13 protein-coding genes, 2 tRNA genes and 1 other RNA gene are annotated in these 10,206 nt (G+C 55.1%); 10 read left to right on the forward strand and 6 right to left on the reverse strand.

The features are described from left to right. Positions 1–18: 18 nt before the first annotated feature. Both HYT31_03880 and HYT31_03885 read right to left on the reverse strand, forming a co-directional pair. Positions 19–2,340, reverse strand: coding sequence for a tetratricopeptide repeat protein (locus tag HYT31_03880; protein MBI2050922.1), 2,322 nt, complete (start codon positions 2,338–2,340; stop codon positions 19–21). A 35-nt stretch (positions 2,341–2,375) separates the two neighbouring features. Then, the gene (locus HYT31_03885) at positions 2,376–2,867 is read right to left on the reverse strand and encodes a hypothetical protein (GenBank protein MBI2050923.1); all 492 of its coding nucleotides are present in this window, start codon (positions 2,865–2,867) and stop codon (positions 2,376–2,378) included. A gap of 94 nt (positions 2,868–2,961) precedes the next feature. Between HYT31_03885 and smpB the strand changes: the two genes are divergently transcribed. The 5 genes from smpB (at position 2,962) to rplT (ending at position 5,150) form a co-directional block, all read left to right on the forward strand. Next, complete coding sequence (gene smpB, locus HYT31_03890) at positions 2,962–3,420, forward strand: SsrA-binding protein SmpB (protein ID MBI2050924.1); 459 nt, start codon at positions 2,962–2,964, stop codon at positions 3,418–3,420. A gap of 44 nt (positions 3,421–3,464) precedes the next feature. Then, positions 3,465–3,861: a transfer-messenger RNA gene (gene ssrA, locus HYT31_03895) on the forward strand. A gap of 10 nt (positions 3,862–3,871) precedes the next feature. Next, on the forward strand, positions 3,872–4,429 hold the full coding sequence (locus tag HYT31_03900) for a translation initiation factor IF-3 (protein MBI2050925.1): 558 nt from the start codon (positions 3,872–3,874) through the stop codon (positions 4,427–4,429). A 183-nt stretch (positions 4,430–4,612) separates the two neighbouring features. Next, a complete protein-coding gene (locus HYT31_03905) occupies positions 4,613–4,810 on the forward strand; it encodes a 50S ribosomal protein L35 (protein MBI2050926.1) in 198 nt (65 codons plus the stop codon). After that, positions 4,803–5,150 carry a 50S ribosomal protein L20 gene (rplT, locus tag HYT31_03910; protein MBI2050927.1) on the forward strand — a complete coding sequence of 116 codons (348 nt, stop codon included), beginning with the start codon at positions 4,803–4,805 and terminating at the stop codon, positions 5,148–5,150. Before HYT31_03905 ends, rplT begins: the two co-directional genes overlap by 8 nt. Positions 5,151–5,203: 53 nt before the next feature. On the opposite strand, the gene HYT31_03915 is transcribed toward rplT, so the two are convergent. The 4 genes from HYT31_03915 to HYT31_03930 form a co-directional block, all read right to left on the reverse strand. Further along, on the reverse strand, positions 5,204–6,847 hold the full coding sequence (locus tag HYT31_03915; GenBank protein MBI2050928.1) for a hypothetical protein: 1,644 nt from the start codon (positions 6,845–6,847) through the stop codon (positions 5,204–5,206). 5 nt (positions 6,848–6,852) lie between these two features. Continuing rightward, positions 6,853–7,119, reverse strand: a complete 267-nt coding sequence (locus HYT31_03920) for a hypothetical protein (protein MBI2050929.1) — start codon at positions 7,117–7,119, stop codon at positions 6,853–6,855. Positions 7,120–7,255: 136 nt separating this feature from the next. Continuing rightward, the gene (locus HYT31_03925) at positions 7,256–8,260 is read right to left on the reverse strand and encodes a hypothetical protein (GenBank protein MBI2050930.1); all 1,005 of its coding nucleotides are present in this window, start codon (positions 8,258–8,260) and stop codon (positions 7,256–7,258) included. 18 nt (positions 8,261–8,278) lie between these two features. Next, positions 8,279–8,355: transfer RNA gene (locus HYT31_03930), tRNA-Asp, on the reverse strand. Positions 8,356–8,553: 198 nt separating this feature from the next. On the opposite strand from HYT31_03930, the gene HYT31_03935 reads away from it, so the two are divergent. The 5 genes from HYT31_03935 to HYT31_03955 all read left to right on the forward strand — a co-directional run. Next, positions 8,554–8,643, forward strand: a tRNA-Ser gene (locus tag HYT31_03935). A gap of 14 nt (positions 8,644–8,657) precedes the next feature. Then, the gene (locus HYT31_03940; GenBank protein ID MBI2050931.1) at positions 8,658–8,909 is read left to right on the forward strand and encodes a YdeI/OmpD-associated family protein; all 252 of its coding nucleotides are present in this window, start codon (positions 8,658–8,660) and stop codon (positions 8,907–8,909) included. Between the two features lie 121 nt (positions 8,910–9,030). Then, the gene (locus HYT31_03945) at positions 9,031–9,495 is read left to right on the forward strand and encodes a DUF5069 domain-containing protein (GenBank protein MBI2050932.1); all 465 of its coding nucleotides are present in this window, start codon (positions 9,031–9,033) and stop codon (positions 9,493–9,495) included. A 69-nt stretch (positions 9,496–9,564) separates the two neighbouring features. Further along, a complete protein-coding gene (locus HYT31_03950; GenBank protein ID MBI2050933.1) occupies positions 9,565–9,813 on the forward strand; it encodes an AbrB/MazE/SpoVT family DNA-binding domain-containing protein in 249 nt (82 codons plus the stop codon). Beyond that, a partial coding sequence (locus HYT31_03955; protein MBI2050934.1) for a PIN domain-containing protein occupies positions 9,801–10,206 on the forward strand: 406 nt, incomplete at its 3' end. The genes HYT31_03950 and HYT31_03955, both read left to right, overlap by 13 nt.

Here is a 10,206-nt window from a genome sequence, read left to right on the forward strand (position 1 = left end):
CCAGGGTCCCGCATAATGTCACTCCCCCAATTTTTCCCGCACCTGCTCTATCTTGGCCTGCACGTCGGAGCTTTCCGGGTTCAGCTCCAAAACAGCGCTAAACTCGTCCAAAGACTCCTGGTACCTGCCGAGCCGAAAGTACGCAACCCCCAGTGAATAGTGCGCGTTTGAGTGGTTGGGGACTTGGTTGATGACCACAACCAGCTTATCAACGGCCTGCTCCAGGCTGCCGTCGTTGAGGTAAAGCCTCGCCACGTGGTACGCGATCTGCGGGCTCGCGTCTTCCCACGGCTCAAGCTCCGTAAGCGCTGCGGCAATGCCTTCCTCTTGCTCCACAAGAAATGCGTGCTCAAGGCGCGCGGGCAGATAGTCCGGAGCAATCTCAAGCGAGCGCACAAGGCCGTCGCGCGCTTCCACGCGCAGCTGGGCCGCTGATATGCGGCCGGAAGAGAGCGCGTCAATTGAATTCCGGTAAAATTCGGACAAAGCGACCGGCAGGGCAACGTTCTCGGGCCAGAGGGCCTGGGCTTTCTGGTACTCTTCGCGGCCGAGCAAAGCCGAACCTTCTGCGTACGCCTCAAGCCGGCCGTACAGCCGAGCGGCGCGCCAGTGCGCGATGGGATCGCCTGACTCGCGCGTCTGGCTGCTCAATACGGAGGTGATGCGCTCAAGGGCCGCGCGCTGGGCGTCTATGGAAAGCGGAGCCGCGAGCAGGTCAACAAGTGTTGCCGCCTCCGCGAGCCGGTAGTCGGGATTCCAGGGCGCACGGTCCACGATGCGCTGCCACTCGCCCGCGCGCGCTTGCGCATCCGCCTGGTTCGCCGCGGCGCGGGCAGCGCCCGCGGCAGCCACGGCACGCACCTGGAAAACGAAAAACACAACGTAGGCAACTGTAATAAGCGCAACTGCCAACCGCAACGGATACTGCAGCCCGCGGGTACTGCGGCTTGCCGCGGGTGCGGGCTGTTTGGCTTCTTCCGGCCCCCGGCTGCCGGCGTGCATAAGCACCATGGCAGAGCCCGCAAGCAGCATGCCCATCCAGTTCGTTAAAAACGAAAATGGGAAAAACCAGAGCCCAACCGCAAGGAGCGCGAGCGCAAGAAGCGCAATGGCTCCCAGGTACGCGCCCTCGGACATGGTTCCCTCTTTGAACGCCCGCATATTGGCGCGCCAAAACCGGATCCCGAACAGGAGCGGAGCCGCAAGGAGCGCCACGAGCGCGAGAACGCCGAGGATGCCGGATTCAAGGTACGCCTGCACATACCCATGCCCGACAACCGGAATATTCCCGCCATCCAGGGTCCCGAAATCATCAAATGAAACATTGGAGACAAGCGCGTACTCATCCGATCTGCCGAGCCCCTGCCCGAACCAGCTGAATCCCTGCTCTGAAACTGCTCCGCGGGAAGCTGCAAAGGTAAGCACTGAATCGCGCGGCACATTAACGGAAGTAAAGGTTTTGACCGGAATGATGAGAAAGAATGCCGAAAGCGCCCACACCTGCAAAGGGTAGATGAAGTTGCGCTGCCAGAGTTTTTTTGAGTAGAGCATCTGGAACGCGAGGAGCGCTGAAATGCCGGCAATGAGCACGAGCCACGCGCTTGGCGCGTCCCAGGCAAAGAGCACCGCAAGGTGGAGCACAATGCTTGCGCTCCACAGGAGCTTGACAGAACGCTTCTGGAATATGGCAAACGCAACCATCAGAAACACCGCCGCCGCAAAGACGAGGAGTACTCCCTGCGGCTGCACCCAGGGGACGGCCGAGTACCCTCCGGCAAACACGAGCGTGTACATAAGGTAACCGGCAAGCACGGTTGAACCCAAAAATATGCTCACCAGGAGCTGCTTTATCGCCCGCACCGTGGCCAGGCCGTATAGAATGGCAAAAAGCCAGGATAGGCCCAGAGCCGCACCAAGGAAAGAAAGCTGCGGAGAAGCCGTAGAAAATCCCAAAGCTCCCCAAAGACCGAGCCTCGCGAACGAGCCAATGCCGAAAACCCCAACCGCGGAAACAGCAAGCAACGCAACCGTGCGGTACTGCGCGGGGCTCACGGCGCGTTCCGCAAGTTCACGCGAGAGGAGTGCGCGCCAACAAAACACGACAAAAATCGCGCCCGAGAAGATGAGCCACGCGGCGCTCCTCCCAAATCCCGGAGCCGCACCCGCATCCCATACCCACGCAAGCGTCAAAAACGCGCCGCCCGAAGAGAACACCGCCAAAAGGCGCCCAAACAAACCGCTGAAATAGCGGCGGATATGAACACCGGAGGCATCTCGTGCCTCCGGTTGCTCAAGTTTCTGGTACGGTTTTCTGCCGAATTTCGCAATATCAAGCGCCATATGAGTACCTATTGGCACATCCTCCCAAAAAACGCCTACTGCCCCGCCTTGTAGTTGGCAATAGCCTGCGCCACGTTGGAATCTTCTTTGAGGTCTTCTACGAACAGCACGTGGTCGCGGTTGATGACCATGGCGTCAGTCGGCCCGTGCAGCTCGTTGCCGAGTTTCACGAGCGAGAGTTCGCCCTGGGGGTTTGCCTGCTCCTCCCCTTCCGCGGTCTGCTGCAAGGGGCGCGTTACTTGAAGGTAGTAAATCTCTTTGAGCACCAGCTCAACTCTGTTCTGCTTTTTGACCTGGCCGAAGTACACCTGGCCGTTCGTAAGGAACACGGCCTGCCACTCTTCGCCGTACGAGCTCTGGTTGGTCTGCTTCATCCAAAAGAACCCGGCCGCGACTACAACGATGGCTAATAGAAAAATGCCGAACGACTGAGATCCCCCGCCCGGCCGCGGCTCTCGCGGGAATGCCGCCTTGGGCGTTGAGCGCGATTTTGTTTCCTCTGTGGATGGTGCTGTTGGTTCTGCCATGTGATGCTCTCCTTAAGAATTAATGCTTGTTGATTGATTCATTGTACAGCCCCGCCTTTTGAAATGTCAACAATCTGGGTTATACTGGTGGTACATGGTTGGAAAACTACTCGCAAAAAACAGGCAAACATACGCGGAATACGAAATTTTGGACACCTATGAGGCTGGTATGAAACTTACGGGTCCGGAAGTCAAGTCAATAAAAGCGGGGCACATCAAGCTCCAGGGCTCATACGCGTCCCTGAATCCCGCAAGCGGGCGGCTTTCCTTGGTTGGGGCGCACATTCAAGCCTATAAGCCGGCGGCAAGCGTCCAGGCTGGCTATGACCCGGCGCGCTCCCGGCCGCTTTTGCTGAATAAAAAAGAGATCGCAACCCTTATCGGCAAGCTCAAAGAAAAGCGCCTATCCTTGGTGCCTCTGTCAATATACTCAAAATCAGGGCTCATTAAGCTTGAGCTTGGCCTGGCGCGCGGCAAAAAGCAGTACGAAAAGCGGGAGCAGATAAAAAAACGGGACATAGAACGGGACATTGGCAGAAAGCTCAAATCTTGACATTTTGTTCCAAATGCGGTATTTTTAACCTTGCCTCGCACCAAGGGGGTGTTAAAAGTCGCAAGATGCGCCCATTGCCATTTCGCAATCCGTCACTGCTTGATGTGACGCAAATACCTCAAGCAACCACACAAATGCAAACAGCATTGTCAGCAGAGTAACGACTGCGCTCGCGCGAGCGTTCGCAGTTCCGAGCTTTGCGCCAGTTGTAGCCTAACGCTTGCAACCGCCGCCGCTCTAGGCCTGAATGGAGTGATCACGGCGCCATACTTCAGGACGCAGCCGGAGCGCGCCTCAAGCTCCGGTAAAGCCTTAGAGGATAGTCGCGCGCATGTTTTGCCCGTTTAGAGTGCGCGCGGCGAATACGCTAAACAGGCTACGATTGTAGACGAATGCAAGAAGCGCATTTTCACGCGGGAGAATAGCCCGCCACCTCCACCATCATTGTACCATGCAAAGACGATCACCATCATTCTACCGGAAACGAATGGCCCGCCAGGCGCCTGCGCGTTTTCGCGCGAACGAACGCATCCGCGCGCTAAGGATACTAGTTATTGACGAGAATGGAAAGAATCTTGGCGAAATGGATACGCGCGCCGCGCTTGAAACCGCGCGGGAGCGCGGATTTGACCTGGTGGAGGTCCAACCCAAGGCAGAGCCGCCCATCTGCAAAATCCTCAACTTCGGCCAGTTCCAGTACGAGCAGGAAAAAACCCGCTCCAAGCAAAAGGCTCGCCAAAAAAAGGTGGGGATCAAGGCGGTCCGCATCTCGTTCCGCATCAGCGACCATGACCTGGAAACCAAGTACCGCCAGGCCGAAAAATTCCTGAACCAGGGCAACAAGGTAAAAATTGACGTGGTCTTGCGCGGCCGCGAAAAAGCGTACGTGGAAGAGGCAAAAACCACCATGGAAACCTTCGCCCGGAGCCTTGGAGAAGGCGTGGTGATTGAGCAGCCGTTCACCAAGCAGGGCGGCCGGCTGAACATGGTGGTCGCTAAAAAATCATAACCATTGACACTCCCCTCTCTTTCTGGTAGCATGGGGTGGTATTTATATTTGATGTATTTGCAGTTTTGCGCTTGGGCCCGAGCGAAGCGAGGGTTAAGAGCAAAACTGATAAGGAAGACGCGGGCGTAAGCTGGAGTATTCGGGCACAGGCCGAATACGAAAGCTGAAGCGCGCGGCTGACGCATGCCAAAGCTCAAAACCCGAAAATCAGCGTCCAAGCGCATCCTCACCACCAAGACCGGCAAGCAGCTCAAGCGGGCCGCGGGCCAGGACCACTTTAACGCGCGCGAACGCGGCAACACCAAAATGAACAAGCGCAGGGACATAGTCCTTACTACGGCAAGCTCCAAGATGATTAAAACTCTGATGCCATATGCCTAGAGTCAAACGCGGCATGATGCATTCCAAGCGCCGCCGGAACATCCTTGAGAAGACCAAGGGTTTTAAGTGGGGCCGCAAAAAACTGATTAAGATTGCCAAGACCGCAGTCACTAAGGCAGGCGCCCACAGCCACCGCGACCGCCGGGTCAAAAAGCGCACTGCCCGCGCCCTGTGGCACATCAAGATCAATGCCGCAGCGCGCGCGAACAACACCATCTACAGCACGCTCGCAGGCTCCCTCAAGAAGAATAAGATTGAGGTTGACCGCAAGATACTGGCTGGCATCGCAGAGCACGAGCCAGCGCTGTTCGCTGAAATCGTGAAAGCTGCATCAAAGTAAACGAGATTAACAACACCCCGCAGGAATCTGCAGGGTGTTTTGGTATTCAACGATCACTCCCCTGAAGGCGGCGCTGCCGGTTCAGAGGGCGCTGGTTCAGAAGGCTCGGCTGACTGCGGCGGAGCCAATGCTTCCGGAGGCGGCCCTGACTCTCCGCTTGGCGGACCAAAAGACTCGCCTTCCGGCGGTCCTGATGTTCCAGGCGGCGGTCCGAATGATTGGCCTTCTGGCGGCCCCCACGCTCCGCTCGGCGGCCCGAATGACTCGCTGCCGGGAGGCATCATTCCTTCGGGGGGCAGCGCATCACGCATCCCTTCAGGCGGCATCCCGTACGCCTCTGGCCCGGGACCGCGCGGCATGCCCTCGGGAGGCGTACTCATTGGTTCGCCCATGGGTGAATCCTGGGGAGGCCCAAAACCTGCGCACGCTTCGGGATTTGACTGGCAATACGCCTGGCACTCTTCCGGGCTTCTGCACCCGCCCGGGCCCCCTGCTCCTTGCGGCATTCCCTGCTCTCCGCTATCTGGCGGCATGTTGGCTTGCATATTCTTTCCAAAGCACTCGCGCATCACATCACCTATTTCTTGAGGCGGCATCGCTTCCCCGCTCTTGAACTTGGCCACGGTGTCTGCGCCGATTAAAGACTCCAAACAAGAGTATACTTCCGGCGGCATGCTCTGCATGGCGCTCCTGAACTGCTGCTTCCCCTCTTCCATGCGCTGCGCATCCTCTTCCGACATCATGCCGTTCTCTCTGGCGAATTGCATGCAGGTTTCCTGGTTAGCCGGATTCTTGCAGAAATTTTCGCACTCATCCTTGCCGCGGCAATCGCCCGGGCCCTTGCCCCCGGTCTTCTTCATCATTTCAAACTCCTCTTTAGTCATCATGCCGTTCTCGTATGCGAACTCTGCGCACGCGGCCATGTTTCCGTCTTGCTGGCAGAATGCTTCGCACTGCTCCTTGCCGCGGCACCCGCCCGGCCCCTTGCCGCGCGTTTTCTTGGCCATCTCCGCGTCTTTGGGATCCATGAACCCGGCAGCCAGCGCAAAGTCAAGGCACGAATCAAAGTGCTCTTCCTCTGAACAGTAAGCATCGCACGCCTCTCTGCCGTTGCAGGGCGGGGGTTTGGCTCCCGCTTTTATGGCGGCGAGCACCTTTTTTGCTTCTTCCAGCTCATCCTCCGGCAAAAAACCGGCCTCTTGGGCAAAGGAGATGCACTCCTCCATGTGGTCAGCTTGCGAGCAGTACGAATCGCACTGCTTCTTGCTGCCGCACGCGGGCATCTTTACCCCGCGCGCACGCGCGGCCTGGATTTTTTTGGCTTCAGCGAGCTCTTTTGGAGGCATCAAGTCGTTCTCTTCGGCGAACGACACGCACTCGTCAATATGGTCAACCGAATCGCAGTAGGATTCGCAGGAATCTTTGCCGGTGCACCCGCCGGGCCCGGAGTCGGCCTTCAAAAATTTGCGCGCCGTCTGGATCTCCGCGATTGACATCATGCTGTTCGCCTCGGCAAAATCCAGGCAGGCCTCGGCGTGCGACGGGCTGTCGCAGTACGTCTTGCACCCTGCCTGGCTCGCGCAGTTGCCGAGTTCGCGCACGGGATAGCTGACGTCTGCGGCAAAGACGACCGCAGCCCCGACACTCAACGCGCCGAGCGCGCCAACAAAGGCAAGGGTAAAAAGGTACCTTTTCATACGAGCTAGTTGAATGGATTAGTTTTTATGTTGGAAAACGGGTTGGTTTTAGAAACGGGATTGACGTCGGGTGCGTCTTCCATGGGGTTGGACCCGGGATCAATGGTCGGCAGCACCCCCTGGCTTGCCTGTTCACTTAAATTTTCCACTGCACTGCCGGCCTGTTCTACCGGGCTTGCTGCTTCTGGTTTTAGGTAATACCAGTAGCCAAATCCGGCCACAACAAGAAGAACGGCCAGAGCGCCCAGTGTGGTAAGCGTTTTTTTACTCATATCTGTTACTCTATTTTGATATAATCACGGCTATTATACCACAAAGATTAAGTCCGGTCTATGTTGGCGTAGACACGCCTGTGCAAAAATACCGCCCTTTGGGGCGGTATTTTTTCCGGACTGGCAGACGATGCTCCTACCTCATCCAGAGGTACTTGGCCGCTCTAAAGCCGTACTTGGCCGCAAGCAAAAGGATGAAGAAGTAAATCACGAACTGGGCAACCCGCAATCCAATGTTCACCAGATTGATGGTAACGTCCTGTAGGATGTCGTTGAGGTCGCGCACAAACTGCTGGACAGCCTGTTTCCAGGAATCCTTGATCTCTTTTCCGTCCACGTACTTGCTCTCGTAGATGCTTATATTGAAAAACGTGTACGCAAGCCTGTCCAACTGCTCTTCCTTGGAGCGCTCCAAGCGGTCCAGCTGCTCGTTGATGTTAATGCGCTCCTGGGTCAAACGCTCAATGAGATTGATTTTTGAATCAATAATTTTTGCCAAACTCTCAACGTCGCGCGCTGCCGTTGCAAGCGCGGAAATTTCATCGTACGCGGACACCGCGTTCGCGAGCGTCTCGTCAATGGAATCGCGCTTCTTTTCCAGCACCTCCACCTCGCTCGTGTAATCGTCTATCTGGCGCTTGATGGTGTACGTGTTCTGGGTCAGGTTTTCCGGATTCAGGTTGTTGATGAGCCCAAGGATTTCTTCCACATGGTCGTTTTTGACCTTGAACGAGTAGGAGCACCCCTGGTCATACTCATTTGAGTTCTCAAAAATGACGTAGTCAAACTCTTTGAGATCGGAAACCGCGGAGCACGTTTCATCCAGCTTGCGGGTCTGGACCGTGGCATAGTAGTCCGTCACCTCAAACGCTTCGGCATCATCCCCTGCCGGAGACTCGGGTAGCGGAGGAGGCACAATGCCGTTGCGCGCCGAGAGGCTCTCTTTGGATATGGCCCTGTCAAAATCAACGCCCCCGGTTCCATAGTACGCTTCCTGCGGGACTCCGCCGCGGTTCAGCGCGGTAAACGAGGAACCAACCACGCGGAACATGAGTGCTAGTAGAATCAAAAGCACCAGCGCCAAACCCGCCACCTTGAAGATGGTGGATGTTTTAACGTCAAACTGTTTGAGAAAATCCATATTGTTTTTTGTTATTGATGGCGGGGACGACCGGACTCGAACCGGCGACTTCTGCCGTGACAGGGCAGCGCTCTAACCAACTGAGCTACGTCCCCGCGGCGAAAACCGCGTAAAACGACTAACAGAAAAAGCATACCAGAATCACTGAAAAAATCAATACCAAAATGGACAAAAGCGCTCTAAAGTGATATTTTACTATATACGCGGAGAGATGGCAGAGTAGTCTAATGCGGCAGCCTTGCCAGCCAAAGGCTGGTCGGCCTCTGGCCGAAAAACTAAAAATAATATAATCAGGAGAGGTGTCTGAGTGGTTTAAGGAGCTGGTCTTGAAAACCAGAGAGGCCGCAAGGTCTCCGTGGGTTCGAATCCCACCCTCTCCGCCAGTTAGGAAATACGTATGCCTAAAAAAGTAATTTCAGCCGGGATGGTGCACACCGTGCCCGCGGATGTGCGAAAAGCCATTACTTCTTCCCCTGCGGCAAAAACGGCATGGGAGGATATTACGCCGCTCGCCCGCAACAAATGGATCTGCTGGGTTACTTCAGGAAAAAAAGCGGAAACAAGAAACATCAGAATCAACAAGGCGCTCTCAAAGCTTGCAAGCGGCATGCGCCGTCCGTGCTGCTGGGCAGGTTGCCCCCATCGTTAAGGCCAAGTTTTGTAAAGTGTATGCCTAAAAACACATACACATTAAGAACATGCCGTTTGATATGAAGCGTGTGGCCTGCGGCGGGTTTAAAGTTATCGTGGACACGTAATTAAAATAATCTATGACTAGTATTATTGCCAAAGACCTGACCAAATGTCCGCCGCGCAGTCCCAAAGAGCGGCTCGGCGGATTTGCCATTCTCCCCCGCGCCATTGATAAGTGCCGCGCCCTGTTAGCTGGCACAAACGGCGAATATAAATTTGATTGCTCTAACGATAACGTCTTGTTTAAATTCAAGGGCATTATTGGCGCGGAATTAAAAGACTACATCGCCCAAGGCCATACTGATGATGAGATTGTGGACTGGGTAAAAAGCCATGGCCTTCCCAAAACTGATGAAGAGATTCAAGCCTGGTCCGAGGCCTTCAATACTGACTATTCCTATTCCACTAACCCTGAAAAAAAGGACTGGTTCAACGGCGTCTGCGCGAAGCACGGCCTGGATCCAGCCAAGACCACGCTGTTTGAATATCTTGAGATAGATGATAAGGCCAGCTTTAATACTGAAGAAGCCTGCCAAATATGAGAAAAAATAAACGCTTGACGCCCCTTTACTTTTGCTATAAAGTAAAGAAAAATAACTAACAACAACTCTATGGCAACCACACTCTCCAGCAAGCACCAAATTGTGATACCCAAGGCAATACGCGAACGCATGAAACTCAAGGCAGGCGCGTCTGTGGCGCTCTACCCGCTTGATGACAATCGGGCTGTGTTGGTTAAACAGCCAAAGAGCTATGTGGAAGCCTTATCCGGACTTGGCAAGGAGGTGTGGGAATCGCTCGGCGGCGCGGACAAATATATCAAAGACATGCGGGCCGACCGCACGCTATGGAAGAAATAATCGGCATTGATTCGGTTGTTTTTATTTACCTTTTGGAAGGCAATCGAGAGTATTGGTCAAGAGCAAAACGCGCTCTGGAAGCCGTGGAACAAGGAAGCGTGCCAGCCGTCATCGCGAGTATTGGCATGGTTGAACTGTTGACCGGCCCAAAAAAACAAGGGCGTTTTGATTTGGCCCGCCAATATCGTGAGTATCTGGGGAGTTTTCCCAACTTGGTCATCAAGAATATGAATGAATCAGTGGTTGAATTGGCGTCGGATTTGTGCGCACGGCACAACATAAGGACTGTGGATGCCATTCACGTGGCCACGGCTATTGATTTCGGGGCCGAGAAATTTATCACCAATGATAAGGGATTGAAAAAAATAAAAGAAATCAACGTGTCGCTCTTAT

The organism is Parcubacteria group bacterium (genome assembly GCA_016181765.1).
Classification (GTDB): Bacteria; Patescibacteriota; Patescibacteriia; order UBA2169; family UBA2169; genus CG10-46-32.

Excerpts from the sequence above, each read along its gene's own strand:
- HYT31_03920 (MBI2050929.1), bottom strand. The coding sequence starts at position 7,119 with ATGAGTAAAAAAACGCTTACCACACTGGGCGCTCTGGCCGTTCTTCTT.
- HYT31_03925 (MBI2050930.1), bottom strand. The coding sequence starts at position 8,260 with ATGGATTTTCTCAAACAGTTTGACGTTAAAACATCCACCATCTTCAAG.
- rplT (MBI2050927.1), top strand. The coding sequence starts at position 4,803 with ATGCCTAGAGTCAAACGCGGCATGATGCATTCCAAGCGCCGCCGGAAC.
- HYT31_03880 (MBI2050922.1), bottom strand. The coding sequence starts at position 2,340 with ATGGCGCTTGATATTGCGAAATTCGGCAGAAAACCGTACCAGAAACTT.
- HYT31_03905 (MBI2050926.1), top strand. The coding sequence starts at position 4,613 with ATGCCAAAGCTCAAAACCCGAAAATCAGCGTCCAAGCGCATCCTCACC.
- HYT31_03900 (MBI2050925.1), top strand. The coding sequence starts at position 3,872 with ATGCAAAGACGATCACCATCATTCTACCGGAAACGAATGGCCCGCCAG.
- HYT31_03885 (MBI2050923.1), bottom strand. The coding sequence starts at position 2,867 with ATGGCAGAACCAACAGCACCATCCACAGAGGAAACAAAATCGCGCTCA.
- smpB (MBI2050924.1), top strand. The coding sequence starts at position 2,962 with ATGGTTGGAAAACTACTCGCAAAAAACAGGCAAACATACGCGGAATAC.
- HYT31_03915 (MBI2050928.1), bottom strand. The coding sequence starts at position 6,847 with ATGAAAAGGTACCTTTTTACCCTTGCCTTTGTTGGCGCGCTCGGCGCG.
- HYT31_03940 (MBI2050931.1), top strand. The coding sequence starts at position 8,658 with ATGCCTAAAAAAGTAATTTCAGCCGGGATGGTGCACACCGTGCCCGCG.
- HYT31_03950 (MBI2050933.1), top strand. The coding sequence starts at position 9,565 with ATGGCAACCACACTCTCCAGCAAGCACCAAATTGTGATACCCAAGGCA.
- HYT31_03945 (MBI2050932.1), top strand. The coding sequence starts at position 9,031 with ATGACTAGTATTATTGCCAAAGACCTGACCAAATGTCCGCCGCGCAGT.